The following is a 25,698-nucleotide window of genomic DNA, read 5'->3' on the forward strand; positions in this document are numbered from 1 at the left end:
CTTTTATAATTTTATAATATTTCTCCAGCCTCCCCGGAGGAATCGCCGGATTCCTCCGGGGAACAGCAGATGAAGGAGAAATGATAATGGCTTCTTATCAGACTGCTGCACGCAGCTTTTCATTTGCTTCTTCGACCTTCATACGAGAGAGAATGAAGGTGATGATGGCATCCAGAGCAAACGGAATCACCAGATACATGATCTTCAGCATCGAGATGCAGGATTCGGGCTGGACAGCCAGCGCACTATCGAAATGGCTTGCAGCCAGCAGCCAGCCGGTGATGGCAGTACCCAGACCGCCGCCCAGCTTCACACCGAGAGAAGTGCAGGAGTACATCGTGCCATCCACGCGCTTATGCTTCGTCAGCCAAGTATATTCAGAGCAGGCTGCGATCACGGCGTTCATGTCGCCCTGCCAAGGACCCTGACCAAGAGCTGCGATTGCAGTAAAGAGCAGCATCAAGGTCACATTGCCGCTGCCCATGTAACCAGCTACAGCAACCAGTGCACGAGAAATCGTTGCCAGAGTATAGCTCATTACATTCAGCTTATACATTCCATTCCACTTTGCAACCAGGGTCGGGGTGAACACCAGTGCGATGATCAGAGGAATGTTGATTGCCCAAGAGAATACACCGAACAGATTCTGGTTGCCGAGGATGTAGGTTGCATAGTAGGTGCCCATGCTGATCATGGCACCGTAGATCTGCTGCAAAATGTAGGTGACGCAAATCATCATATAATATTTGTTGCCAGCAAGCAACTTTGCAGCCTGAACCAGATTGTACTTTTCGTCCTGCTCGATTTCCTTTTTGTCGGTGGTATCCACCAATTCGCCTTCCGGCAGTTCCTTCACGGAGAGAACGGAGAGGGTGTTGACAAGCAGACCGATGATGGTGTAGATGATTGCAACGGTGCGCCAACCGACAGCACCACCGCCCAATGCCGTAACAGCACCCAGCGTGATGGATTGGATGAGCAGGCTGGTGGCAAAGGCGAACATGAAACGCCAAGAACCCATCTCGACCTGTTCGGCACTGTTCTTCGTGACGAGAGCAGTCAGTGCAGAGTAAGCAATGTTGTTGGCAGTGTAGAATACAGCGTTCAGCAGAGTATATGCGATCAGGAACCATGCGTACTGTGCAAACTGTCCCAGATTGGTCGGGATGGCGAAAATTGCCACCAGCGTAATGGCACAGCCAATGTAGCCGTACAGCATCCAAGGACGGGCTTTGCCCATCTTAGAATGCGTTTTGTCAATCAAAGAACCAAAGAAAATGTCCGTCACACCGTCCAGCAGTTTGGAAACTGCAATCAGAGTGCCGACAATACCGGGGTTCAGGCCAACGGTGTTGGTCAGATAGATCATGACGAAGGAGGACAGGAATGCATACACCACATTGCCTGCAATATCGCCTGAACCATAGCCGACTTTATTATACCACTTTAGATAACGCTTCTCAGTCATTGTGCTTTCTCCCATCTTGCTTGTTTTGTGTGGGCGCGACCAATCTGCTGCGCACTTCAGACTGGGATTCCCATTACGCAAGTTGCCCAAATCTCTTGCGTTTCGTCTGAAAATATTATAGAATCTAATGGAACAAAAAGATATAGACAAGATGGAACAAAATATGCACAAAATCAAAGCGTTTGTAATTTTTTGATAGAACGTTTCCCAAATCACTGTAAAATCTCTGAAGATGAGGAGGACGCAGGGATGTATTTCAACTCAGGATATTTGAACAACTCCCGTTTGGATTTCAAAGACTACTCAAAGCCGCTGGTCGTAGGCAGCTGCGGCACTTATCGCTTGAAAAAACGCCCTAAGCTGCCTACTTTTTGGGCAAAGGGTCGCAGAGACTATCAAATCCTCTATGTGGCATCTGGTAAAGCACACTTCTGGTTCGATGGTGTTGAGGAAGTGGTGACTTCTGGACACATGGTGCTTTATCAGCCGAAAGAAGTCCAGAAGTATGTCTACTATGTAGAAGATCATCCAGAGGTGTTCTGGATTCACTTTACAGGATATGATGTCAAAAACATCCTGAGCTATCACGGAATACCCTTGGACAAGCACGTTTTTTACAGCGGCACACTGCCGGATTACAAAATGCTGTTCCGAAAGATCATCCGGGAACTGCAACAATGTGAATATGGCTATGAAGACTATATTGCTTCTCTCTTCAACATCATTCTGCTTTTAGTAAGCAGGCAACAGCAGGAAAGCGAGAAAACAACTACAAGCATCCCCGAAGAAATCGAAGCCGCCGTTGCCTACTTTAACGAGAATTATAATACAAAGGTCAGTGTGGACGATTACGCAGAATCGCTGCATATCAGTACGAACTGGTTTATCCGTAATTTTAAGCAGTACATGAAAATAAGCCCTGCACAATACATCCTGTCCCTTCGGATGGTAAATGCACAAAGCTTATTGGAGAACACCGAATACAATATTGGAGAAATTGCAGAGATCGTAGGGTATGATAACCCACTCTATTTTAGCCGGGTATTCAAGAAAGAGTATGGTGTCAGTCCGGCACAGTATCGAAAAAATCTGGAAGAATCTACTGAAAAATGAGAAAGATTCCTTATATTCCGATATAAAAAGGACGCTGCCGCCTCTGGGTGAGAGGTTGCAACGTCTTTTTAGCATCAGAGGGCGAAAGGTCTGTCAGATTGGACGGCTCCCAATGAATGAGATTTTAGCTTGCGTCTTTCTGTTCGTCAAGAATGCGCCAGCTGTCCATCAGGTCTGAATTTTCCATAATAAAGGTGTGGGCGGTGTCCTGTCCCCACGAGTTGTCGTATTTCAGCATCAGATAATCGCTCAACTCGGTCCGATCTTTGAACTTCAACAAGCGATACGGCTCCTGAAAAGCGACCTTTTCAACGAAATATACCGCATCCGATGTGGGAAGCATAACGCCGACATGACCGATCATAAGAGAATTGTCCGTTTCAGAGAACTGATCGTGCAGGACCACGGAGACGAGACGGATCTTATCATCTTCTACGAAGGAGAGACCGCGTTTCTTCCATTCCTGTTGAATCGTTTTCAAATGGGTAGAAATATCGGTCGTATTGGTGGTTTTAACTGGGGCGAACAGCGCATCAAATTTTTGCCGTTCATCGCCGCAAAGGGATTCCGGGTCAGAATCCAGTGTTTCATAGTCCATAAACAGGGTGTCCTCGGCTGAGTCAAGGTCTGCCTTGCCCGTGACAGTGATAAAATCACAAAACAGCCCACAAGCGGTGATCCGACAGTTCCAGCCGGGGAAGGTGTCATATTTTTCCGTCCATGCGTCCTGCATGGAGTAAGGATCGTATTTCAGCTCCAAAGGCTTGGCGTTTTCAAAACCTGTGGTGAGCCATGCCGGGTCCACAGCGTTGTTAAACTTTTGCACATGATCAAAGAAGGTCCGTATCCGCAGATCGGATACGCCGGCATCCTGCAAAAGTTTGGAAAGAAGAGCCTGTGTATTAGAATCTGCCAAATTGGAGTATTCGATTTGCTGAAGGACAGGCAGAGAAGTTTTTTGAGTGCAGCCCCCTGCCAGAAACGCACCGCAAAAAAGTGCAGCGGTGCAGACAAGAAAAGTTCGACGTTTCAAAAATGGTCACCTCGCTGTGTTTTTCGGAAAGCTGTAGTCTCCACCATAGGCGAAGAGAGCAACGCCATCGGTCTTATAACGAATGGTATCACAGATAAACAAAGAAAATCAATGACTTCTGTCGTATTTGACCCTATATAATGCTGCAGTATCCATATCTCATACGGCTAACGTCCATGTGGGGAAAGACAATGCGGCAGCTTTCTGAACGATTTTGTTCATGTCGGACACAACAGGAGTATACCCAAGTTGGAATAAGAATTTTCCGCGTTGACAAATCCTCCTTTCTCGCCACTCGGACCAAGAGCCAGCAGATTTATCTGCTGGCTTTTTTGCTGCAACAAAAGGCCGGGGCAGGGGAGAACCCTCTGTCCCGGCCTTTCTGCGCGATGCGGGGGCGTCAGCCCTCCATCTTGTGCTCCACGAAGTCGCCCACCATCTTGTCCAGCTGGCTCACGGCGTGCTCGGCACCTTTGGCGATCTTGCGGGCGGTGCGGCGCAGCTGGCGCTGGCTCGTGTTGGTGGCCATGACGCCGGCGGCGCCCAGTGCGGCACCGGCGGCCATGCCGATCAGGAGCGGGGCGGTGGAGCTTGTGTGTTCGTTTTTCATAGGAGGCACTCCCTTCGAATCAAAATTTTTGGGCTGCGAGGGTAGTATTTCCACCAAAGGATTCACTATACGCTTTTTTTGTGCAGGAAAATGTGGTATACTGTATGATATGCTGATAAACTGGGCCGGTTATGGGCTGGCTTGGTTTATGGGAAAAGGCATATTCTGCGAAGGAGGTTTCTTTTTTGCTGAAGATAACGGAACCGAAAAAAGTTCTCTGCATCCATGACCTTTCCGGTGTGGGGCGCTGCAGTCTGGCGGTCATCCTGCCGGTGCTCAGCGTCATGGGCATCCAGCCGGTGGCACTGCCCACGGTGGTGCTCTCCACCCACACCGGCGGCTTCGGGACACCGGCCCGTCTGGACGGCTGCGCCTACGGCGAGGCCGCACTGGAACATTACCGGGAGCTGGGGCTGAGCTTCGACTGCATTTATACCGGCTACCTCGGAGGCGAGGAGCAGGCCGCGCTGGCCGAAAAGGCCTTTGACCTCTGGCCCTCGGCCTATAAGGTGGTAGACCCTGTGATGGGCGACAACGGCAAGGCTTACGCTACCGTGACCCCGGCTTTCATCGACCGGATGCGGCAGCTCTGCCGCCGGGCCGACCTCATCCTGCCCAACGCCACCGAGGCCGGCCTGCTATTGGAAAAAGAGCTGCCCGCCCAGCTGGACGAGGAAGACGCCCGGGCGCTGGCCGATGAGCTGGCGGCGTCGCTGACCCCCAACGTGGTGGTCACCGGCCTGCAGCTGGACAAGTACATCGCCTGCGCCGGTGCAGGCCGCGACCGCTTCGTGGTCAAGAAGCTGCATATTGCCCGCAGCTTCCCCGGCACGGGCGACCTCTACGGTGCGGTGCTCATCGGCTCGCTCATCCAGGGCAATGCCCTGAGCGCAGCGGCAGACAACGCGGCAGAGTTCGTGGCGCTGGCCATCCAGAAAACGCCCTGCGACCAGGACACCCGCTTCGGCGTCTGGTTCGAGCCGCTGCTGCCCCGTCTGTGTCCGATGGGGGAGGAGTAAACAGCGATGAGTGAAAAACCGACCCTGAACATCGTTCTGGTGGAGCCGCGTATCCCTCAGAACACCGGCAACGTGGCCCGCACCTGTGCCTGCACGGCCTGCCGCCTCCATCTGGTGGGGCCGATGGGCTTTGCCATCGACGATAAGAAGCTCAAGCACGCCGGGCTGGATTACTGGCACTATCTGGACATCAGCTACTACGACAGTCTGGATGACTTCTTCTCAAAGAACGATGGGCCTTTCTACTACTTTACGACCAAAGCGCCCCAGCGCTACACCGACGTCGCCTACCCGGACGGGGCTTACCTCGTGTTCGGGCGGGAAGATGCCGGTCTGCCGGAGGCGCTGCTGGCAGCCGATCAGGAGCACTGCATCCGGATGCCCATGCGGGACACCTGCCGCAGCCTGAACCTGTCCAACAGCGTCGCCGTGGGCGTATACGAGGTACTGCGCCAGTGGGACTTCCCGGAGCTGCTGGACCACGGCCACCTGCGAGACTACGAATGGAAATGAGGAACACTATGAGCAAAATTGCGATTTTGACCGACTCCTCCTGCGACATCCCGCAGGAGCTGGCCGAGAAATACGGCATCGACATTATGGGCTTCCACATCCTGCTGGACGACGAAGACATCGTGGAGCGTGAAAAGTACACCCCCGAGGAGTTCTACGACAAGATGCGCGCCGCCAGGGGCATCCCCTCCACGGCTGCCATCACCCCCATCCAGTTCTGTGAGAAATACTGCCAGTATGTGGACGAGGGCTACACCGATGTCATCCATGTCCCCATCAACCGCTCCGGTTCTTCCACCTACAACAACGCCGTCATGGCGCAGGGGATGCTGCGGGAGGAGCGCCCGGAACACCACCTGAACATCCATCTGCTCGACCCCCACACCTACTCGATGGTGTTCGGCTGGTATCTGTGCGAGATGGCCCGCAAGCTGCAGAATGGCGCGGAGCTCCGCCACGTCATCAGCGAGTTTGAGACCCAGATGAACAAGATGGAGATCATCCTCGGACCCTACAGCCTCAAGCAGATGAAGAAGAGCGGCCGCATCTCTGCCGCCGCCGCGGTCATGGGCGAGCTGATGGGCATCCGCCCCATCATCACCCTTATCGACGGCAAGACCAGGGTGGAGAGCAAGGTGCGGGGCGACGACAAGGTCATCCCCGCCATGATTGACCTGTGTAAAAAGCGCACCGAGGGCGTGGAGGACTTCGATTATATGATCGGCCACACCTCCATCCCCCAGGCCGCTGAGCTGGAAAAAGCCTGCCGCAAAGCCTTCGGCAAGGCTCCGCTCACTACCTTCAATCTGGGCGGCGTCGTGTCGGCCAACACCGGCCCCGACACCCTTGCGCTGGTCTATGTGGGCAAGGCCCGGGACTGAGCATATCACGGAAAGACTGCTGCTGTGCGGCAGTCTTTTTTCGTATCGCCGTTGCATTCCGGCCCAAACTATGGTATAATTCTTCACGCTGTGCCTGCGGGTACGGCTCCTTAAAGAGCAACTTAGGATTTTAGGCTCCCCGGCGTGTCTCGAACCATGCCGGGCCAAACCCACGGGGGCTGGCGGTCCCCGCGCGGTCAAAATCAAACCGCTGGAGTTATACGATGAAAAATCAGAACCTTTCCGTCCGTAAACTGGCCCGCTGCGGCATGGTCGCAGCCCTTTACGTCGTGCTCTGCATGGCACTGCAGCCGTTCTCTTACGGCGCTGTGCAGGTGCGTGTGGCCGAGGCGCTCTGCCTGCTGCCCGTGTTCGGTGCCGAGTACATTTTCGGCGTGGTGCTGGGCTGCTTCCTGGCAAACCTGCTGGGCTCCACCATCGTGGACGTCATCTTCGGCACTCTGGCCACCCTGCTGGCCTGCCTCGTGACCTACAAGCTGCGGAACATCCGCTTCAAGGGTCTGGCCCTTGCGGCCTCGCTGCCCCCGGTGGTCTTCAATGCCGTCATCATCGGCATCGAGATCGCGGTGATGTTCCCGGACCCCTCTTCCAGCGCACCCCTCTGGCTGGCCTGCGTCACCAACGGCATCTCCGTGGGCATCGGTGAGCTCATCAGCTGCACCGTGCTGGGCGTTCTGCTGGTCCGCATCATCGAGGCAAGCCCGGCGGTCAGGAAGGTCTTCGAGTCCTGAACTTGACTTATTCCGGCGGGCGGGCCTGATCGAGCAGACCCTCTGCCGGGGAATGAAAGGCTATTTTATCGGGTTGCTCGGCCTTTCGGACGATCGATATAGAACGGCGAAGCGCCGCACGGGAAACTGTGCGGCGCTTTTTCATAAAAGAAACGAAGGGGCGATGATTCTACCGCCCGTCGGTTGCGCGGGAGGGTGCGGCCCGGTATAATAAGGCCAGAAAGGGGCGGCAGACGCCCGCAAGGAGGCAGAAGATATGTACGAACTGGATAAGGCTGCATTCGGCCATTTTCTGGCACAGCTGCGCAGAGAAAAGGGGATGACCCAGAAGGAGCTTGCCGCGACGCTGTACGTGTCCGACAAGGCCGTCAGCAAGTGGGAACGGGGACTGAGTGTGCCGGACATCTCGCTGTTGGTGCCGCTGGCCGAGCAGCTGAATGTGACGGTGGCCGAGCTTCTGCAGGGACGCCGGGTAGAGGAGGAACAGCGCTTCACCCGCGAGGAGACCGAAGAACTCATCCGCAAGGCGCTGACCTTTTCGGCAGAGCCGCCGGAGCGCCGTCAGGCGCGGACGAAGAAGTATCTGCCGGTGTATGTCATCTGCTGTGTGCTGGGCGTCGCCGGAGCGCTGGCCGTCTGGGCGGCGGGACTGGCCGACATCGAGGGAGTGCTGGCTCTGCTCATCGTCGATGTGGTTTTCGGCGTCGTCTACGGGGCCTATGCCATGTTCTGGATGGCCGAGACCCTGCCCCGCTACTACGACGAGAACCGCATCTGCAACTTTGCACAGGGTGCGTTCCACATCCACATCCCGGGCATCTATTACAACAACCGCAACTGGAAGCATATCGTGCGGGCGTTCCGGGTCTGGTCGATGGCGTCGCTGGTGCTGGTGCCGCCCTGCACGGCGGGGGCCGTCCTGCTTGAACGCGCCACCGGCTGGCAGGTGTGTGGCGCGGTGCTGGTGGTGTATATCGCCTCGCTGTTCGGGGCGATCGTGATACCGGCGAAGAGGTTTGAGTGAGGGAGAGGTTTTCCTTCCCCTCTCTGAGACCCGCATATTATCTGGCGAAGTGGGAAATTAAGAACGTATCATCGCTTGAAAAGCCACTTCGCCAAGGTGGCGGAATGAGGGCGGCTGGCGAACTGACCTCACTTCGCCAAAAGAGGCCACTTCGCCAAGTTGGCGAAGTGTGAAAATATAACATAGCTATATTGTTTATTTGTCACTTCGCCACATGATCTACTACAGTATACAGGAGAAACTTACATGCTCAAGGATTCACAGCTCGACCTCTGCGGACGGGTGGATTTTGCCCGCACGACACCGCTGCTGGCGCGGGACGAGGCGTTCTCGTTTGCCTGCGCAGGCTGCGGCGGCTGCTGCCGGGGGCGGGAGGACATCGTGCTGTCGGGCTTCGACCTCTGGCGAATCGCGGGTCGGCTGCGCCTGCCGCCCCAGACCGTGGCCCGGGCCTTCTGCCGTGCGTCCATCGGGCAGGTGAGCCATCTGCCGGTGCTGCGGCTGGCCCCCGTGAAGGAGGAGCGGAACAACTGCCCTTTCCTCACCGAGAACCACTGCGCCATCCACGACGCCGAACCGCTGGTCTGCGCCCTCTACCCGCTGGCGCAGGAGATCAGCAGGGAAGGGGAGGTGAGCTACTTTTTGCAGCCCACCGGCTGCGGAGGGCGTGTCATCGAAGCCAAAGTGGAGGACTATCTGGCCCGCTACGACGTCCCTGCCCGGGAAAAGACCGACGTCCGCTGGGCGCAGACCTGCATGGACCTGGAAGACGTGGTGGAGCCGCTGGACGCCGCCCTCGAGCCGCCCCTGCGCCGCCGGATGCAGGCGAAGCTCTGGCAGGCACTCTATTTTAAGTTTGACTATGAGAAAGAGTATCTCCCTCAGCTGGAAGAAAACCTCGTCTGGCTGGGCGCAGAGCTGCAAAAACTGACGGACTATCAGCAGAGAAGAAACACCTATCGAAAAAAGTGATAGATATATTCATTTTAATAGATAATTAGAACCGAAACGGCGTTGCCATCGGAGGGAAATCGTGATATACTTCACGAGTGTAAAGCAGAGGCTCTCTGCTGGACATTCAAATGCTTTTCGGCGCGGCGTCCTGTTGCCGCGTATATGGAAAAATGAGGGAGTAATCATTATGCGTAAAATCACTCGTCGTTCGTTTCTGGCTGCTGCCGCTGTCTGCGGCGCTGCTGCTGCCCTGACCGCCTGCGGCGGCTCTTCTGCATCCTCCACGGCTGCTTCTTCTGTGGCATCTTCTGCCGCAGCCGGCTCCGCTGCCGCTTCCGGCGACACCTACACCATCGGCATCTGCCAGCTGGTGCAGCACGCCGCTCTGGACGCTGCAACGCAGGGTTTTGAGGACGCTCTGACTGCAGAGTTCGGCGACAACGTGAAGTTCGACTTCCAGAACGCACAGGGTGACTCCGCTACCTGCGCCACCATCGCCAACGGCTTCGTTTCCTCCGGCGTTGACCTCATCATGGCAAACGCCACCCCCGCTCTGCAGGCTGCACAGTCTGCCACCAACGAGATCCCCGTTCTGGGTACCTCCGTCACCGAGTACGGCGTGGCTCTGGGCCTGACCGACTTCTCCGGCACCGTCGGCGGCAACATCTCCGGCACCTCTGACCTGGCTCCGCTGGACCAGCAGGCTGATATGATCGTGGAGTGGATGCCCGACGCCAAGAAGGTCGGCCTGCTGTACTGCTCCGCTGAGGCCAACAGCCAGTATCAGGTGGACGAGGTCCAGAAGTATCTGGAGGCCAAGGGCGTCACCGCGACCCAGTACGCTTTCTCCGACTCCAACGACCTGTCTTCCGTCTGCCAGAAGGCCGCTGACGAGAACGACGCTCTGTATGTCCCCACCGACAACACCGTCGCTGCCAACACCGGCATCGTGGACGGCATCTGCCGCCCGGCCAAGAAGCCCGTCTTCGCCGGTGAGGAGGGCATCTGCTCCGGCTGCGGCGTGGCCACCCTGTCCATCAGCTACTACGACCTGGGCCACACCACCGGTGAGATGGCCGTCAAGATCCTGAAGGGCGAGTCCAATGTCTCTGACATGCCCATCGAGTACACCGATGTGACCAAGAAGTACAACAAGACCATCTGCGACGACCTGGGCCTGACCGCTCCCGAAGGCTACGAGGCCATCGAGGGCTGATAAGGGATAACCTCTCAGTCTGCCTTCGGCAGACAGCTCCCCTACCGAGGGGAGCCTCTGGCGAAGAGGAAAAGCTTTACGGAATGCCAAGGCCTCCCCTCGATAGGGGAGGTGGCACGGCGGAGCCGTGACGGAGAGGTTTAACCACTAAAAAAACAGCGGAGAAGAGCGGTTTTCCCGCCCTTCTCCGCTTTCCCGTATCAAACGGGGCTATAAAAAAGTGTAATTTAGGAGGAATCATTTTGGAAATGCTTGCAAGACTGGCGAACCTGCCCGGTGCTCTGCCGGGTGCGTGCGCACAGGGCCTCATCTGGGGCATCATGGCCATCGGCGTTTACCTCACCTACCGCATCCTTGATGTGGCGGACCTGACCGTGGACGGCTCCTTCGGCACCGGCGGCGCAGTCTGCGTCATGTGCCTGCTCTCGGGCCAGAACGTCTGGGTGTCCCTGCTGGCTGCCGTGCTGGCGGGCCTCGCCACCGGCTTCGTCACCGGCCTGCTCCACACCTTTATGGGCATCCCGGCCATCCTGTCCGGCATCCTGACTCAGCTGGCCCTCTACTCCATCAACCTGAAGATCATGGGCAAGGCCAACCAGTCCATCAACGTGGACAAGTATGACCTGCTCATCTCCCTGCGCTGGGTCAAGGAGTTCGCGCTCCACAACCCCATCATCATGGTCATTCTGGTGTCGACTGTGGTCATCGCCGTGCTGTACTGGTTCTTCGGCACCGAGCTGGGCTGCGCCATCCGCGCCACCGGCTCCAACCCCGCCATGTCCCGCGCACAGGGCATCAACACCAACTTCAACATCGTGCTGGGTCTGGCCGTCTCCAACGCTCTGGTGGCGCTGTCCGGCGCTCTGCTGAGCCAGTATCAGGGCTTTGCGGATGTCGGCATGGGCCGCGGCGCCATCGTCATCGGTCTGGCCGCTGTCATCATCGGTGAGGCTGTGTTTGGCCGCATCTTCCACAACTTCGCCCTCAAGATGGTGTCTGTCTCTCTGGGTGCCATCATCTACTACATCGTCATCCAGCTGGTGCTGACCCTCGGCTTTGACGCAAACCTGTTAAAGCTGCTGAGCGCATCCGTTGTGGCTGTCTTCCTCGCCGTGCCGTACTGGAAGGGCAGATACTTCGCAAAGCCTGCGGCCAAAAAGGCAAACAAGGAGGGCGCAAACAATGCTTGAGATACAAAATGTTTCCAAGACCTTCAACGCAGGCACCGTCAACGAGAAGACGGCCCTGAACGGCCTGAACCTGAACCTGAATGAGGGCGACTTCGTCACCGTCATCGGCGGCAACGGCGCAGGCAAGTCCACTATGCTGAACGCCGTCGCCGGCGTCTGGCCCGTGGACTGCGGCAAGATCATCATCGACGGCGTGGACGTCACCCGTCTGGGCGAGCATCAGCGCGCCGCCTACATTGGCCGCGTCTTTCAGGACCCCATGACCGGCACTGCCGCCACCATGCAGATCGAAGAGAACCTCGCCCTTGCCGCCCGCCGCGGCAAGCCCCGAACTCTCCGCATCGGCATCACCAGGGCGGAGCGGGAGCAGTACCGTGAACTGCTCAAGAGCCTTGATCTGGGCCTCGAGAATCGTCTGACCGCCCGTGTGGGCCTGCTGTCCGGCGGCCAGCGTCAGGCGCTGACCCTCCTGATGGCCACCATGAACAAGCCCAAGCTCCTGCTGCTGGACGAGCACACCGCCGCCCTCGACCCCAAGACCGCCCTCAAGGTGCTGACCCTCTCGGCGAAGATCGTCGAGGAGAACCACCTGACCACCATGATGATCACCCACAACATGAAGGACGCCATCAAGTACGGCAACCGCCTCATTATGATGCACGAGGGTCACATCATCTACGACGTCTCCGGCGAGGAGAAGAAGAACCTGCAGGTCTCCGACCTGCTGGCAAAGTTCCAGATCGCCAGCGGCGGTGAGTTTGCGAATGACAGAATGATCCTGTCCTGATAAACCGCACCTCAAGCTCCTCCGAAAGGGGGAGCTTTTTGCTGCCTGACGGTGTGGAAAGGCTCTGTCTTAGTACAACCTCTCAGTCTCACTCCGTTCGACAGCTCCCCTAGTAGGGGAGCCTCTGGCGAAGAGGTGAAGCTTTACGGCCTGCCAAAGCCTCTCCTACAAGGAGAGGTGGCACGCCGCAGGCGTGACGGAGAGGTTGTACAAAGCCGGGCCTGCCCTCTGTAGCAAGGCCCGCCCTTTTGCGCCTTATCGGGCCTCAGGTGTCCAGTAGGAAGTGAACCGGCCTGCCAAGGGCTCTCCCTTTGGGAGCAACGGCGACGACCGCCGCCAGCGGCGGAAACAGGGAGGAGCTGTTGGGGCAGCGGCCAGCAGGATGCAAGCGACAGCGCAGCAGACGCTGGGTGCCGCAACCCGGCCTTGGCGAGCGGAGCGAGACTGAGAGGGCAAGCCGCCTGAGTCAGAGCCGTTGCTTTTTTCTCCTGAACTTCACTTTCCTGATTTACAAAACAGGCCGAATCGTCTATAATAAAAGACGCCGGCCTGTTTTTGTGCAAAAACGGCCAAATCCAAGCACTGGGAGGAAATGCTGTGCTCATTCAACTCATCGAGGGCGTCTACCGCCTGTTGTGGGGCGACCTGCTCACCCTGCATCTGGGAAATGTGACCCTCAGTCTTTCGTTTATGGTCATCCTGCTGCTGACGGCGGGGGTGTTCTTCACCCTGCGCACGAGGCTTCTGCCGGTGCGGCTGTTCCGGGATATGCTGGCGGCGGTCTGCGAGAAGAACGACAAGGGCAGCGGCCTCTCGTCCTTCCAGACGCTGGTGGTGTCCACGGCCACCCGGGTGGGCATGGGCAATCTGGTGGGCGTCGTGGCGGCGCTGTCTGTGGGCGGTGCAGGCGCGGTGTTCTGGATGTGGGTGACGGCTCTGCTGGGTGCCTCCACCTCCTTTGTGGAGTCCACGCTGGCCCAGAAATACAAGCAGCCAGACCACCTTTACGGCGGCTGGCGGGGCGGCCCGGCCTACTATCTCCACACCCTCGCGGAGCGCAAACGGGGCAGGAAGCTCCGCCGCTCGGTGGCGGCCTGCCTGTTCGCCGTGTCGGGCCTCATCTGCTGGTGCGGCATCAGTCAGGTGGTCAGCAACTCGGTGAGCGAGGCATTCCAGAATGCGTTCTCTATCCCGCCGCTGGTCACGACGCTGGTGCTGACGGCGCTTGCGGCGGTCATCGTCCTGCGGAAGGAAGCCACCGTCAAGAGCCTCGACGTCATGGTCCCCATCATGGCGGGCTGCTACTTCGTCATGACCCTCTGGATCATCCTCACCCATCTGCCCCAGCTGCCCGGTGTCTTCGCCCGCATTTTCTCGGAGGCGCTGGGCCTGCGTCAGGCCGTGGGCGGCGGCTTCGGCGCTGTGGTGATGAACGGCATCAAGCGGGGCCTTTTCTCCAACGAGGCCGGTTCCGGTTCGGCCCCCTGCGCTGCTGCTGCCGCCGAGTGCGACGACCCCGTGAAGATGGGCCTCGTGCAGGCGCTGGGCGTCCTCATCGACACCATCGTCATCTGCAGCTGCACGGCCTTCGTGATGCTGCTGGCTCCCGGGAGCGTGACGAGCGGCCTGCAGGGCATGGACCTTCTGCAGGCGGCGATGCAGTACCATCTGGGCAGCTTCGGCGTCGTCTTCATCGCAGTGACGCTGGCGCTGTTCAGCTTCTCTACTTTTATCGGCATCCTCTACTACGCCCGCTGCAACGTGGCCTATCTCTTCGGCGACAGCTGGTTCTGGCAGACGGCCTACAAGGTGCTGGCGCTGGTGATGCTGGTCGTCGGCGGTATGCAGGCCTACACCGTGGTGTGGGACCTCGGCGACGTGGGCATCGGCCTGATGACCATATTCAATATGCTGGCCCTCTACCCGCTGTCGGGCGAGGCGCTGACCGCCCTGCGGGAGTACGAAGCCAAAAAGAAACTCAAGTAAACAAAAAGCCATCGGCCCAGACAGCCGATGGCTTTCGTTTTATGCGCGGTGACCCAGCCGCATTTTGAAGTCGTTGTAGCCGAAGCGGACCAGCTCCCGGCAGGTGCCGTCCTCAGCCAGCGCCCAGATGGGCGGCAGGGGCATTCCGTTGAAGGTGTTGTTCTTGCAGGTGGTGTAGATGGCCATGTCGCCGAAGATGAGCCGGTCGCCCTCGGCAAGCGGGGCGTCGAAGCTGTAGTCTCCCACGACATCGCCCGCGAGGCAGGTCGGCCCGCCGAGGCGGACGGTGCAGGGCTTTTCGCCCGGCTCGCCCGCGTCCAGCAGGGGAGGGCGGTAGGGCATCTCAATGACGTCCGGGGTATGGCAGGCGGCCGACATATCGAGGACGGCGAGGCCGGTGTCACCGTTCTGCAGGGTGTCCAGCACTGTGGTGACGAGATAGCCCGCGTTCAGCGCCCACGCCTCGCCCGGCTCCAGATAGACCTGTACGCCGTACTTCTCCTGCATCCGGGCGATGCAGGCTTCCAGCGTGGCAAGGTCATAGCCCGGGCGGGTGATATGGTGTCCGCCGCCGAAATTGAGCCATTTCAGCCCCGGCAGCAGGTCGCCGAACTTCTCTTCCACGGCGTCCAGCGTCACGGCCAGCGCGTCGGCGTCCTGCTCACAGAGGGTGTGGAAGTGCAGGCCGTCCAGCAGGGCGGCGAGGCCCGGCTGTTTTGCCAGAGCCGCGTCCCACTGGGCGCGGGTGGTGCCGAGACGGCTGCCCGGGGCGCAGGGGTCATAGATGGCATGGCCCTCCTGCGTGGAGCGCTCCGGATTGATGCGCAGACCGACGCTCTTGCCCGCCGCCTTGGCCGCAGGGCCGAACTTTGCCAGCTGGGCCGGGGAGTTGAACACGATGTGGTCGGCGTAATCCAGAAGCTCGTTGAACTCGTCCACCCGGTAGGCGGCGCAGAAGACGTGGTTCTCCTTCTCGGGCAGCTCTTCCTTGCCCAGACGGCTCTCGTAGAGGCCGCTGGCCTCAGTGCCTGCGAGGCAGGGTGCGAGAAGCGGGTAGAGGTCGAAGTTGGAGAAAGCTTTCTGCGCTAATAAAATCTTGCAGCCCGTCCGCTGCTGGACCCCCAGCAGAATCTCGCCGTTGCGGCGCAGCTGGGCTTCGTCCAGCAGATAGCAGGGGGTGGGCAGGGAAGCAAGGGCCTTTTCCGAAAGGTTCGCCAGCCCCGCGAAGGGCGGGCGCGTATCGACCAGCCGCATCAGTCCACCAGAGCCGGGCTGTGGCTCTCAGAGCGGGGCAGGCCGTACTTGTCCAGTGCGTCCAGATAGGGGTCCGGGTCGAACTCTTCCACGGTGTGGACGCCCTTGGTGGTCCACTTGCCGGTCAGCAGCATCAGTGCGCCGCACATGGCCGGAACACCGGTGGTGTAGCTGATGGCCTGAGAGCCGACTTCCTTGTAGCACTCCTGGTGGTCGCAGACATTGTAAATGTAGTAGGCCTTTTCCTTGCCGTCCTTCTTGCCGGTGAAGATGCAGCCGATGTTGGTCTTGCCCTTGGTGCGGGGGCCGAGGCTGGCGGGATCAGGCAGGAGGGCTTTCAGGAACTGGATGGGGACGATCTCCTGACCGTTGAAGTTGATGGGGGTGGTGGAGAGCATCCCCACGTCCTCGAGGCAGCGCATGTGGTCGAGATAGCTCTGGCCGAAGGTCATGAAGAAGCGGATGCGCTTTGCCTCCGGGATGTTCTTTGCCAGAGACTCGATCTCCTCGTGGTGGAGCAGGTACATATCCTTCTGGCCCACCTTGTCGAAATCGTACTCCCGCTTGATGCTCATGGCCGGGATCTCGACCCAATGGCCGTTCTCCCAGTAGCTGCCGGGGGCGGAGACTTCGCGGAGGTTGATCTCGGGGTTGAAGTTGGTGGCGAAAGCATAGCCGTGGTCGCCGCCGTTGCAGTCGAGGATGTCGATGGTGTCGATGGTGTCGAACTCGTGCTTCTTGGCGTAGGCGCAGTAAGCCTGGGTCACGCCCGGGTCGAAGCCGCTGCCCAGCAGGGCGGTGAGGCCGGCTTCCTCAAACTTTTTGGCGTAGGCCCACTGCCAGCTGTAGTCGAAGTAGGCGGAGAAGCCTGCCTCCTTGCAGCGCTTTTCATAGATGGCACGCCACGCGGGGTCGTCGGTGTTCTCCGGCTCGTAGTTGGCGGTGTCCATGTAGTTGACGCCGCAGGCGAGGCAGGCGTCCATGATGGTCAGGTCCTGATAGGGCAGGGCAATGTTCATCACGAGGTCGGGCTGATAGCTCTTGATGAGGGCGATGACCTCGTCCACATGGTCGGCATCCACCTGTGCGGTGGTGATGTTGGTGGTGGTCTTGGGGGCAAGCTCTGCGGCCAGCTTGTCGCACTTGGACTTGGTGCGGCTGGCGATGCAGATGTCGGTGAACACTTCGGGGACCTGGCAGCACTTGTGGATGGCGACGGAGGCCACGCCGCCGCAGCCGATGATCAGAACTTTGCTCATGATGGTTTCTCCTTTATATCAAATTATTTTTTGTTAGACCTGAAACCCGGGCCAGCCCTTGTCGAGGGCAATCAGCAGCTCCCGCAGCACCTTGCAGGCCGTGGCCGTGGAGACGCCGGAGATGTCCAGCATGGGGGCCAGCTCATTGAGGTCGGCGCCCACGATGTTGGCTTTGGACACGGTGCGGATGGCGTCCAGCAGCTGCAAAAAGCTCACGCCGCCGGCCTCGGGGGTACCGGTGCCGGGGAAGCAGGAGGGGTCGAGGCAGTCGAGGTCGATGGTGAGGTAGACCGGCTCTTTGGTGGCGCAGAGCTGTTCGGTGAGCTCGGCAAGGCCGGTGAAGTCGAACTTGTGCATCTCGGTATGCTGGGCCGCAAACTCGAACTCGGCCCGCTCGCCGCTGCGGATGCAGAACTGGTGGATGCGGCCGTCGCCCACGATTTCGTGGCAGCGGCGCAGCACACAGGCGTGGCTCAGCTTCGCACCGAGGTAGTCGTCCCGCAGGTCGGCGTGGGCGTCGAAGTGGATGATGTGGAGGCCGGGGTATTTCTCCGCCACGGCCCGCACCGCACCCAGCGTCACCAGATGCTCACCACCCAGCAGGAGCGGAAGCTTGCCGTCGTGCAGGATCTCTGCCGCCCGGGCCTCGATGTCGGCAAGGGCGGCCTCGCTGGAGCCGAAGCAGAGCTCGAGGTCGCCGCTGTCGAAGATGTCGAAGTCGGTCAGATCGGCGTTCTGGTAGGGGCTGTAAGTCTCGAGGCCAAAGCTCTCGTGCCGGATGGCCGACGGGCCGAACCGTGCGCCGGGGCGGTAGCTGGTGGTGGAGTCGAACGGTGCGCCGTAAAGCACGATGTCGGCGGCGCGGTAGCTGCTGTCGCAGCCGATAAAGGTTTCAACATTGGGTGAGATCATTTGGGTTCCTCCACTTCGCGCAGCATCTCCTCGAGGAATGCCGGCAGATAGAAAGCTCCGACGTGGAGCCGGGTGGTATAGTAGCGGGTGCGCAGATTGAGCGCCTTCCATGCGTCGGCGTCCAGGTCGTCGATGGGGTGGTACTTCTTGCTGGCAAAGCCGAAGAGCCAGTAGCCGGCGGCGAAAGTCGGGATGTGTGCCTGATAGACCCGGCTGACGGGGAAGGTGGACGCGATGCGCTTGTGGCTGCGCTGCATGGCGCTGGCGTCCTCGGTGTAGAAGGGGCTGCCCTGCTGGTTGACCATGATGCCGTCCTCTTTCAGGGCGTTGAAGCAGCTGCCGTAGAACTCCCGGGTGAACAGGCCCTCGGAGGGGCCGAAGGGGTCGGAAGAGTCCACGATGATGAGGTCATATTCCTCCTCGCAGCGGCGGATGTATTTCAGAGCGTTCTCGAAGTAGATGTGGACCCGGCGGTCGTCCATCCGGCAGGCGTTGCCGGGCAGATAGGCGCGGCAGGCCTCCACGACCTGGGGGTCCATCTCCACGAGGTCGATGCGCTCGACCCGGTCGTAGCGGGTCAGCTCCCGCACCACGCCGCCGTCGCCGGCACCGATGACAAGGATGTCTTTTGCCTCCTTGTGGACGGCCATGGGGACATGGACGATCATCTCGTCGTAGATGAACTCGTCCCGCTCGGTGAGCATCACGTTGCCGTCCAGCGTCAGAACCCGGCCAAACTCAGGCGTCTCAAAAATGTCGATGCGCTGATAGTCGCTCTGCTTGGAGTAGAGCTGCTTGTTCACCCGGATGCTGTGCTTGACGTCCGGGGTGTGAAATTCCGAAAACCAAAATTCCATCTGCTTCTCCTTATGCCAGAACATTCAGGTGCAGGATGTCCGGGTCTTCCGGGCCGGTCATGCTGCAGCCTTTGGCCTTGGCGTACTCGATATAGTTCAGTATCTCTTTGGTGATGCGCTCGCCGGGGGCCAGGATGGGGATGCCCGGCGGGTAGCACATGACGAACTCGCTGCACACCATGCCCTCGGTCTCCCGGAGGGGCAGGCTCTTTTTGGGGGCGTAGAACGCCTCCTGCGGGCTGGCGGCAACGACGGGGTCGATGTATTCCTGGCTCAGCAGGCCGGCGCCGTCGGTGTGGTAGCGGCGCTTGATCTCGGCCAGTGCGCTCACCAGACGCTCGATCTCCTGCGGGCGGTCGCCGATGGAGAGGTAGGCGAGGATGTTGCCGATGTCGCCGAACTCGATCTGGATGTCATACTCATCCCGCAGGATGTCGTAGACCTCGATGCCGGCGAGGCCGATGTCCAGCGTGTGGACGCTGAGCTTTGTGGTGTCGAAGTCGAAGACCGAGTTGCCGTTGCACAGCTCCTTGCCGAAGGCGTAGTAGCCGCCCACGGCGTTGATCTCTTCGCGGGCATACTCGGCCATGTCAGCCACCTGATGGAACACCTGCCGGCCCCGCAGCGCGAGATTCCGCCGGGAGATGTCGAGGCTGGACATGAGCAGGTAGCTGCCGGAGGTCGTCTGGGTCAGGTTGATGATCTGGCGCACATAGCCGGGGTGGACGTTGGGGCCGATGAGCAGCAGGCTCGACTGCGTTAAGCTGCCGCCGCTCTTATGCATGGAGACGGACGCCATGTCCGCGCCTGCCGCCATGGCGGAAACGGGCAGACTGCCGCCGCCGAAGTAGAAGTGGGTGCCGTGGGCCTCGTCGGCGAGGCAGAGCATCCCGGCGTCGTGGGCCATCTTGACGATGGCACGCAGATCAGAGCAGATGCCATAGTAGGTGGGGTTGTTCACCAGCACGGCCACGGCGTTGGGGTGCTCCTTGATGGCTTTTGCCACCTGTTCCCGCTTCATGCCCAGCGAGATGCCGAGGCGCTTGTCCACTTCGGGATTGACATAGACCGGCACTGCGCCGCAGAGCACCAGTGCGTTCAGCACGCTGCGGTGGACGTTGCGGGGGAGAATGATCTCGTCGCCCCGCTTGCAGACGGTCAGCACCATGCTCTGCACCGAGCTGGTGGTGCCGCCCACCATCAGAAAAGCGTGTGCCGCGCCGAAAGCGTCGGCGGCCAGCTCCTCGGCCTCCCGGATGACCGATACCGGGTGGCAGAGATTGTCCAGCGGTTTCATGCTGTTGACGTCCACGCCCACGCACTGCTGGCCCAGAAAGGCCGTCAACTCCGGGTTGCCCCGGCCGCGCTTGTGGCCCGGCACATCGAAGGGGACCACCCGCATCTGTCGGAACTGCTCCAGAGCCTCGTAGATCGGTGCGCGGCGCTGGTCCAGCCGGAACCGTGTACGGTTCTCACTCATGTTTTTTCCTCCGTCCCTGACTCCTGCTGCAAACCATGCGGGCAAACAAAAAAGCACAAGCCCTGCACAGAAATGCAGGCTTGCGCTTTGAAAAAACCGTTTGAATGCGCGGACAAAGCCTCCGGGGCAAAGACGCCAGAGCCGTATCGCAGCATGATTCATCAGGATTCAAAAGGACGGGATGACGAGAGTCTATATAGCAATTACACTTTTACTACTCTTATTGACCGTTTCACAAGTCTGCGCACGCTCTGCGCAATTTCATGGTTGTAAAGGAACCAACTTATAAAATTTAGAGCTCAGCCGCAAGGTCAAAAGCTGCTTTCAATCAAAAACAGCAGTCTTTGCGGCATGCGATCCAACGCTGTTGCCAACGAATAAAAAGTTGGATCGCTAACGCTCAATCAATAATGGCAGCTTGCGCCGCCGGTCGGCAGTGGACCCGGCTGTCCGTATGGCCTTAGCCCCGATGGGCGGTCCTAGTTAAATTGCTTTCAAAAGACTTCGACACGCTTCGTCTCTCAAAATCGTGTGTGATTTTATCACGCAAAAAGCGATTTGTCAATGATTTGACAGGAAAAAGCTCAAAAAATCTTTCGGGAGTCATACTTATCGTCATCCGGCAGGAAGTGCCGGCGCGGCATAACATAAAAAGAACGGCCCCGGTACGCAGTCTGGACGTACCGGGGCCGTTTTGGCTTGCTTTTAGCGCTTGATGTCGTAGTTCATGTTCATGAGGTTGCGGATGGAGCTGACATCGTCGGTGATGTTGGCATCGCCGTGGATGGTGTGCTTGATGGCGCTGCTTGCCACCGCAAAGTTTATCATGTCCATGGCCTTGTAGTTGTGGAGCATGGCGTAGATGAGGCCGCTGGCGAAAGCGTCGCCGCCGCCCACGCGGTCGAGGATGTTGAAGGTGAACAGCTTGCTCTCGAAGGTGTGGCCGTCATACCACATAAAGGCTTTCAGGCTGTTCTCGCTGCCGCTGTGGGCATAGCGGACGTGGCGGGCGATGCACTTCAGGCTGGGGTAGCGCTCGATGAAGTGCTGGAAAATTTCGTCCTGCTCTTCATAGCTGGGCTGCAGAGGCACGCCGTCCTTCCAGTCGCCCTTGGAGTGGTCGTTCTCGTCCTTCCACAGGTGGTAGGGCTCGATGCCCAGCAGCACGTCCACATAGGGCAGGCACTCGGTGCAGAAGTCGCGGGCCTCGTCCCAGGTCCAGAGGGTGGAGCGGAAGTTGCCGTCGAAGCTGACGGTCAGACCCTTCTTCTTGGCCTCCTTGAGCATATCGATGATGAGGCCGCGGCAGTTGGGGGCCAGAGCCGGGGTAATGCCGCTCAGGTGCAGCCAGTCGAAGCCCTCCAGCAGCTCGTCCAGATCGACCTGAGAGAAATCGTACTCGGTGATGGCGCTGTGCTTGCGGTCATAGATGACCTTGGAGGGGCGGATGCCGTAGCCGGTCTCGAGGTAGTATGTACCCAGACGGTTGGAGGGCGTCTCATCCGGCTCGGTGAGGATCATGGGGGTGCAGTGGACGTCGTTGGAGCGCAGCCAGCGCACGGCGCTTTTGCCGAGGCTGTTGTTCGGCACGACGCTGAAGAAGGTGCTGTCCACGCCGAGGTTTGCCAGCGCGAGGGCGATGTTGGCCTCGCTGCCGCCGTAGCTGGCCTCAAAGTTGGTGGCCATGCGGAGTTTTTCGTAGTTCGGCGGGGGCAGGCGCAGCATGATCTCGCCGCAGGTGATGAATTTCGGTCCGGTGGTCTCGTAGCCCAGAATGGGGTTGAAATGTTCCATAACGGTCCTCCTGTTGCTCTTCTCGGGCATTTGAGCCGCCGCCTCTCCTATACCATTCTTGAGACGGGGCGTTTGGTGCTCAGCAGGGCAGCCAGACCCCACATGACGCACATCGTTGTATCCATTATAGTGCTTTCGGAGAGGATTTGCAAGGAAAAGAAAAACACTGCGAGAGAAAATTTGGTGGGATTTTTGTGGATTGTGACGGAAAGCGTATCGGCAGGCCGTCCGGTAGTTTCCCCGCAAATGGGACCCGAAACCCACGGTTTCGCCCCAACGCTTCGCGCCGGGGCCCCACTTCTCTGGACATTTGCTTGGGAAACTCCCCTCCACCTGCCTCTGATAGGTTTACCGGCTGGTCAAATGCCCGTCAAATCAAAGCTGGGTGTATACTCCTCCCGGGCGCTGCTCTTCTGCTGCATATAGCCGGCGGTCAGCCCCAGATCCATGGCATAATTGACCACCCGGCGGTACTCGTAGGTGGTGATGCGCCGCCCGATGCCGTGCTCTGCGGCCTTGAAAAAGGGGGTGTACTGGCTCATGACACTGGGGATGAAGCAGCCGGGGTCGGCCTCGTTCCATGCGGCCATCCGGTCGAGGACGGCAAAACTGTCGTCGATGTGGCCGGGCAGGGCCAGATGCCGCAGGATGACGCCCTTCTGTAAGATGCCCTCGCTGTCGAACACCGGATGGCCCGCCTGCGCCATCATGGCCTCGATGGCGGGCCTGGCCTGGGCGAAGTAGTCCGGCGCAGAGGAAAGCTCGGCGGAGAGGGAAGAGGAGACGTACTTCAAATCGGCCAGCCAGATGTCGATAGAGCCGCGCCACGCCTCCACGCTCTCCACCGTCTCGTAGCCGCCGGTGTTGCAAACAATGGGCAGACGCAGTCCCTCGGCCCGGGCGATGTCCAGCGCCGCGATGATCCAGGGCCGCCACTGGCCGGGGGTGACGAGGTTGATATTGTGGGCGCCCTGCTCCTGTAAGTCGAGGAAAATTTCGGCCAGATGCTCTATCGTGATCTCTTTGCCAAGACCCTCGGCGCTGATGGGGTAATTCTGGCAGAAACAACACTTGAGGGTGCAGCCTGAGAAAAACACGGTGCCGCTGCCCCGGGTGCCGCTGATACAGGGCTCTTCCCAGAAGTGCAGGGCCGCGCGGGCGGCTTTCAGGGTGCCGCCCGCCCCGCAGAAGCCTGTCTGCCCGGCGGCACGGTCTGCGCCGCAGCGGCGGGGGCAGAGGGTACAGGAGACAGGCGGCGTTGTGGAAATGTTTTGAGACATATTGTCCAACTCCTATGAGAAAGAATCATATTAAATTATCCGAGGCTATTATATCATTTTTGCCCCCGGAAGTGGTATACTAAGATTGAATATTGCATGTCATGCAAGAATACTACATGATCTGGAGGACACCATGCGTACAGAGACCGAAGAGATCCGGGACAACCTGAAATATCTGAGCCTTCTGGCCCGGGACTATCCCTCGCAGGCAGCGGCCGCCAGCGAGATCATCAGCACACAGGCACTGCTCAAGCTGCCCAAAGGCACCGAGCACTTCATGAGCGACCTGCACGGCGAGAACGAGGCGTTCGTACATATCCTGAACTCCGCTTCCGGCGTCATCCGCGAAAAGGTGGACATTGTGCTGGGGGATACCGTGCCGGAGGGGACGCGGGCCGAGCTGGCGACTCTGATCTATTATCCGAACGAGAAGCTGCCCCAGCTCAAGGAGCGCTGCGCCGACGAGGAAGCGCTGGAACAGTGGTACAGTGAGACGCTGCTGCGGCTCATCGACATCTGCCGCCTCGTCTCTTCCAAGCACACCCGGGAGCATGTCCGGGCCTGCCTGCCGTCCAGCTGCGGGTACATTCTGGATGAGCTGCTCCACGCCCACTTCGAGGACCACGACAAAGACCTCTACTACGGCCAGATCGTCGGCAGCATCATCGAGAATGGCCGCGCCGATAAGTTCATCGTCCGTCTCTGTGAGCTCATCAAGCGGCTGGCCGTGGACAAGCTCCACATCGTGGGCGACCTGTTCGACCGCGGCCCCCGCCCCGACGTCATCCTTGACCTGCTGATGCGCCACCACGATGTGGACATCCAGTGGGGCAACCACGACGTGGTCTGGATGGGCGCGGCGGCCGGCAGTCCCATCTGCATCTGCACGGTGCTGAAGACCACCCTCGCTTACCACAACCACGGCATGGTGGAGGACTGCTACGGCATCAACCTCCGCCACCTGCAGCGGATGGCCGAGCAGTTCTACGGCGGCGACGATCTGACCATCTGGATGCCTCACACCGACACTGCCCGCGGCCCCTACACCCCCGGTATGCTCCATCGCTGCGCCGTCATGCATAAGGCCATCACCATCCTGATGCTCAAGCTCGAGTGTCAGGTCATCGACCGCAACCCGGATTTCAAGATGCAGGACCGCGACTTCCTGCGCCGCATCAACTGGGAGAAGGGGACCGTCATGGTGAACGGCAGGGAGTACCCCATGCGGGATATGTCTTTCCCGACGGTAGACCCCGCCGACCCCACCGCGCTGAACAGCGACGAGAAGGTGGTGCTGCAAAAGCTGGTGCAGTCCTTCCGCCAGAGCGAGAAATTACAGCAGCACGTCGAGTTCCTGTACGCCAAGGGCAGCGTCTACCACATCGAGAACGGCAACCTGCTCTACCACGGCGCTGTGCCGATGACGAAGAAAGGCACCTTCGCTGTGGAGCGGTTCGAGGGCCACGCCTACTCGGGCCGCGCCCTCATGGACTACTGTGACGAGCGCGCCCGCCGGGGCTACTTCGCCCCCGAGGGCAGCGCCGCCCGCCAGAGCGGACAGGATTTCCTGTGGTATCTGTGGTGCGGCAAGCTGTCGCCCCTGTATGGCCGCAGCGCCATGACCACCTTCGAGCGGCTGTATGTCGAAGACGCTTCCACCCACACTGAGGTGAAGGACCCCTATTATACATGGTATAATGAGGAAGCTGTCTGCCGCCGCATCCTCGCCGAGTTCGGCCTGCCCGGCACCAGCCACATCGTCAACGGCCATGTCCCCGTGCAGGAGAAGAAGGGCGAGAGCCCCATCAAGGGCGGCGGACGCCTCGTGGTCATCGACGGCGGTTTCTGCCGCGCCTACCACGAAAAGACCGGCATCGCGGGCTACACGCTGGTCTATTCCAGCCGCACCATGTCCCTGCGCACCCACCAGCCCTTCGAGAGCGCCGAAAAGGCTGTGAACGAGAATCTGGACATCCTCTCTCAGAAGAACATCCTCGAGACGGAGAACCACCGCATCCTTGTGGAGGAGACGGACGAGGGCGAGATCCTGCGGGAGAAGGTCCACGACCTCAAACAGCTGGTCCGGGCCTATCAGCTGGGCTGGATCAAGGAGACCCGCTGCGACGACAGTGTGTGGTAAGCAGCGGCAAATGTAAAATTTTCCTGAAAATAAGAGACAAAACCCGAGAATAATAGAAAAGAAACTGGGCAAAACAGAAAATAATCGACGAGCGTGCATTGGGGCTTTGCTTTTTGCTGGAAGTTGTGTATAATAAAGTAGCTGTAATTGTGTCAACTGGTTGTGAGCTTTGTACA

General features: G+C 59.1%; 22 protein-coding genes and 1 riboswitch. Of the genes, 12 read left to right on the forward strand and 10 right to left on the reverse strand.

Annotated features, from left to right (window positions below):
- Window positions 1–97: 97 nt before the first annotated feature.
- Window positions 98–1,468 (reverse strand): glycoside-pentoside-hexuronide (GPH):cation symporter, encoded by a 1,371-nt coding sequence (locus tag F3G95_RS06280; RefSeq protein ID WP_149794258.1) that lies wholly within the window; start codon window positions 1,466–1,468, stop codon window positions 98–100.
- Window positions 1,469–1,717: 249 nt separating this feature from the next.
- Between F3G95_RS06280 and F3G95_RS06285 the strand changes: the two genes are divergently transcribed.
- Complete coding sequence (locus F3G95_RS06285; RefSeq protein ID WP_149794259.1) at window positions 1,718–2,581, forward strand: AraC family transcriptional regulator; 864 nt, start codon at window positions 1,718–1,720, stop codon at window positions 2,579–2,581.
- Between the two features lie 124 nt (window positions 2,582–2,705).
- Here the strand turns inward: F3G95_RS06285 and F3G95_RS06290 are convergent, their stop codons facing one another.
- Window positions 2,706–3,614: a DUF4300 family protein gene (locus F3G95_RS06290; RefSeq protein ID WP_243130295.1), complete on the reverse strand. Its 909-nt coding sequence runs from the start codon at window positions 3,612–3,614 to the stop codon at window positions 2,706–2,708.
- Window positions 3,615–4,014: 400 nt separating this feature from the next.
- The gene (locus F3G95_RS06295) at window positions 4,015–4,224 is read right to left on the reverse strand and encodes a hypothetical protein (RefSeq protein WP_149794260.1); all 210 of its coding nucleotides are present in this window, start codon (window positions 4,222–4,224) and stop codon (window positions 4,015–4,017) included.
- 185 nt (window positions 4,225–4,409) lie between these two features.
- Between F3G95_RS06295 and F3G95_RS06300 the strand changes: the two genes are divergently transcribed.
- The 10 genes from F3G95_RS06300 (at window position 4,410) to F3G95_RS06345 (ending at window position 14,546) form a co-directional block, all read left to right on the forward strand.
- The gene (locus F3G95_RS06300; RefSeq protein ID WP_243130298.1) at window positions 4,410–5,243 is read left to right on the forward strand and encodes a pyridoxamine kinase; all 834 of its coding nucleotides are present in this window, start codon (window positions 4,410–4,412) and stop codon (window positions 5,241–5,243) included.
- Window positions 5,244–5,249: 6 nt separating this feature from the next.
- Window positions 5,250–5,756, forward strand: a complete 507-nt coding sequence (locus tag F3G95_RS06305) for a tRNA (cytidine(34)-2'-O)-methyltransferase (RefSeq protein ID WP_149794262.1) — start codon at window positions 5,250–5,252, stop codon at window positions 5,754–5,756.
- Window positions 5,747–6,637, forward strand: coding sequence for a DegV family protein (locus F3G95_RS06310; RefSeq protein ID WP_149794263.1), 891 nt, complete (start codon window positions 5,747–5,749; stop codon window positions 6,635–6,637). Before F3G95_RS06305 ends, F3G95_RS06310 begins: the two co-directional genes overlap by 10 nt.
- A 115-nt stretch (window positions 6,638–6,752) precedes the next feature.
- A riboswitch (PreQ1-III riboswitch) is annotated at window positions 6,753–6,854 on the forward strand.
- A 7-nt stretch (window positions 6,855–6,861) separates the two neighbouring features.
- Window positions 6,862–7,389, forward strand: coding sequence for a QueT transporter family protein (locus F3G95_RS06315; protein ID WP_015564872.1), 528 nt, complete (start codon window positions 6,862–6,864; stop codon window positions 7,387–7,389).
- 256 nt (window positions 7,390–7,645) lie between these two features.
- A complete protein-coding gene (locus F3G95_RS06320) occupies window positions 7,646–8,413 on the forward strand; it encodes a helix-turn-helix transcriptional regulator (protein WP_149794264.1) in 768 nt (255 codons plus the stop codon).
- 246 nt (window positions 8,414–8,659) lie between these two features.
- A complete protein-coding gene (locus tag F3G95_RS06325; RefSeq protein WP_149794265.1) occupies window positions 8,660–9,385 on the forward strand; it encodes a YkgJ family cysteine cluster protein in 726 nt (241 codons plus the stop codon).
- A 169-nt stretch (window positions 9,386–9,554) separates the two neighbouring features.
- Entirely contained in the window at window positions 9,555–10,583 is a 1,029-nt protein-coding gene (locus F3G95_RS06330; protein ID WP_149794266.1) for an ABC transporter substrate-binding protein, read from the forward strand.
- A 248-nt stretch (window positions 10,584–10,831) separates the two neighbouring features.
- Window positions 10,832–11,773 (forward strand): ABC transporter permease, encoded by a 942-nt coding sequence (locus tag F3G95_RS06335; RefSeq protein WP_188117524.1) that lies wholly within the window; start codon window positions 10,832–10,834, stop codon window positions 11,771–11,773.
- Entirely contained in the window at window positions 11,766–12,560 is a 795-nt protein-coding gene (locus F3G95_RS06340) for an ABC transporter ATP-binding protein (RefSeq protein WP_149794268.1), read from the forward strand. The genes F3G95_RS06335 and F3G95_RS06340 overlap by 8 nt, the downstream gene beginning before the upstream one ends.
- Before the next feature lie 597 nt (window positions 12,561–13,157).
- Window positions 13,158–14,546, forward strand: a complete 1,389-nt coding sequence (locus F3G95_RS06345) for an alanine/glycine:cation symporter family protein (RefSeq protein WP_149794269.1) — start codon at window positions 13,158–13,160, stop codon at window positions 14,544–14,546.
- A gap of 39 nt (window positions 14,547–14,585) precedes the next feature.
- Here the strand turns inward: F3G95_RS06345 and F3G95_RS06350 are convergent, their stop codons facing one another.
- From F3G95_RS06350 to F3G95_RS06380, 7 genes are all read right to left on the reverse strand, one after another.
- Entirely contained in the window at window positions 14,586–15,800 is a 1,215-nt protein-coding gene (locus F3G95_RS06350; protein ID WP_149794270.1) for a carboxynorspermidine decarboxylase, read from the reverse strand.
- Window positions 15,800–17,059: a saccharopine dehydrogenase family protein gene (locus F3G95_RS06355; protein ID WP_149794271.1), complete on the reverse strand. Its 1,260-nt coding sequence runs from the start codon at window positions 17,057–17,059 to the stop codon at window positions 15,800–15,802. Before F3G95_RS06355 ends, F3G95_RS06350 begins: the two co-directional genes overlap by 1 nt.
- Before the next feature lie 33 nt (window positions 17,060–17,092).
- Complete coding sequence (speB, locus tag F3G95_RS06360) at window positions 17,093–17,971, reverse strand: agmatinase (RefSeq protein WP_149794272.1); 879 nt, start codon at window positions 17,969–17,971, stop codon at window positions 17,093–17,095.
- Window positions 17,968–18,828, reverse strand: coding sequence for a polyamine aminopropyltransferase (gene speE, locus F3G95_RS06365; RefSeq protein WP_149794273.1), 861 nt, complete (start codon window positions 18,826–18,828; stop codon window positions 17,968–17,970). The genes speB and speE overlap by 4 nt, the downstream gene beginning before the upstream one ends.
- A 10-nt stretch (window positions 18,829–18,838) precedes the next feature.
- On the reverse strand, window positions 18,839–20,308 hold the full coding sequence (locus tag F3G95_RS06370) for an aminotransferase class V-fold PLP-dependent enzyme (RefSeq protein WP_015564883.1): 1,470 nt from the start codon (window positions 20,306–20,308) through the stop codon (window positions 18,839–18,841).
- A 705-nt stretch (window positions 20,309–21,013) separates the two neighbouring features.
- On the reverse strand, window positions 21,014–22,102 hold the full coding sequence (locus F3G95_RS06375) for a sugar kinase (protein ID WP_149794274.1): 1,089 nt from the start codon (window positions 22,100–22,102) through the stop codon (window positions 21,014–21,016).
- Window positions 22,103–22,461: 359 nt separating this feature from the next.
- Window positions 22,462–23,382 (reverse strand): radical SAM protein, encoded by a 921-nt coding sequence (locus tag F3G95_RS06380; protein ID WP_149794275.1) that lies wholly within the window; start codon window positions 23,380–23,382, stop codon window positions 22,462–22,464.
- Window positions 23,383–23,515: 133 nt separating this feature from the next.
- On the opposite strand from F3G95_RS06380, the gene F3G95_RS06385 reads away from it, so the two are divergent.
- The gene (locus tag F3G95_RS06385) at window positions 23,516–25,522 is read left to right on the forward strand and encodes a fructose-1,6-bisphosphatase (protein WP_149794276.1); all 2,007 of its coding nucleotides are present in this window, start codon (window positions 23,516–23,518) and stop codon (window positions 25,520–25,522) included.
- Window positions 25,523–25,698 lie beyond the last annotated feature (176 nt).

This window comes from Faecalibacterium sp. Marseille-P9312 (assembly GCF_902497445.1).
Lineage (GTDB): Bacteria > Bacillota > Clostridia > Oscillospirales > Ruminococcaceae > Faecalibacterium > Faecalibacterium longum.

What these genes read in the sequence shown, in the direction of transcription:
- F3G95_RS06340 (WP_149794268.1), top strand. Translation starts at nt 11,766, where the DNA reads ATGCTTGAGATACAAAATGTTTCCAAGACCTTCAACGCAGGCACCGTC.
- F3G95_RS06295 (WP_149794260.1), bottom strand. Translation starts at nt 4,224, where the DNA reads ATGAAAAACGAACACACAAGCTCCACCGCCCCGCTCCTGATCGGCATG.
- speE (WP_149794273.1), bottom strand. Translation starts at nt 18,828, where the DNA reads ATGGAATTTTGGTTTTCGGAATTTCACACCCCGGACGTCAAGCACAGC.
- F3G95_RS06375 (WP_149794274.1), bottom strand. Translation starts at nt 22,102, where the DNA reads ATGGAACATTTCAACCCCATTCTGGGCTACGAGACCACCGGACCGAAA.
- F3G95_RS06310 (WP_149794263.1), top strand. Translation starts at nt 5,747, where the DNA reads ATGGAAATGAGGAACACTATGAGCAAAATTGCGATTTTGACCGACTCC.
- F3G95_RS06355 (WP_149794271.1), bottom strand. Translation starts at nt 17,059, where the DNA reads ATGAGCAAAGTTCTGATCATCGGCTGCGGCGGCGTGGCCTCCGTCGCC.
- F3G95_RS06350 (WP_149794270.1), bottom strand. Translation starts at nt 15,800, where the DNA reads ATGCGGCTGGTCGATACGCGCCCGCCCTTCGCGGGGCTGGCGAACCTT.
- F3G95_RS06330 (WP_149794266.1), top strand. Translation starts at nt 9,555, where the DNA reads ATGCGTAAAATCACTCGTCGTTCGTTTCTGGCTGCTGCCGCTGTCTGC.
- F3G95_RS06335 (WP_188117524.1), top strand. Translation starts at nt 10,832, where the DNA reads ATGCTTGCAAGACTGGCGAACCTGCCCGGTGCTCTGCCGGGTGCGTGC.
- F3G95_RS06385 (WP_149794276.1), top strand. Translation starts at nt 23,516, where the DNA reads ATGCGTACAGAGACCGAAGAGATCCGGGACAACCTGAAATATCTGAGC.
- F3G95_RS06285 (WP_149794259.1), top strand. Translation starts at nt 1,718, where the DNA reads ATGTATTTCAACTCAGGATATTTGAACAACTCCCGTTTGGATTTCAAA.
- F3G95_RS06280 (WP_149794258.1), bottom strand. Translation starts at nt 1,468, where the DNA reads ATGACTGAGAAGCGTTATCTAAAGTGGTATAATAAAGTCGGCTATGGT.
- F3G95_RS06325 (WP_149794265.1), top strand. Translation starts at nt 8,660, where the DNA reads ATGCTCAAGGATTCACAGCTCGACCTCTGCGGACGGGTGGATTTTGCC.
- F3G95_RS06305 (WP_149794262.1), top strand. Translation starts at nt 5,250, where the DNA reads ATGAGTGAAAAACCGACCCTGAACATCGTTCTGGTGGAGCCGCGTATC.
- F3G95_RS06370 (WP_015564883.1), bottom strand. Translation starts at nt 20,308, where the DNA reads ATGAGTGAGAACCGTACACGGTTCCGGCTGGACCAGCGCCGCGCACCG.
- F3G95_RS06320 (WP_149794264.1), top strand. Translation starts at nt 7,646, where the DNA reads ATGTACGAACTGGATAAGGCTGCATTCGGCCATTTTCTGGCACAGCTG.
- F3G95_RS06315 (WP_015564872.1), top strand. Translation starts at nt 6,862, where the DNA reads ATGAAAAATCAGAACCTTTCCGTCCGTAAACTGGCCCGCTGCGGCATG.
- F3G95_RS06380 (WP_149794275.1), bottom strand. Translation starts at nt 23,382, where the DNA reads ATGTCTCAAAACATTTCCACAACGCCGCCTGTCTCCTGTACCCTCTGC.
- speB (WP_149794272.1), bottom strand. Translation starts at nt 17,971, where the DNA reads ATGATCTCACCCAATGTTGAAACCTTTATCGGCTGCGACAGCAGCTAC.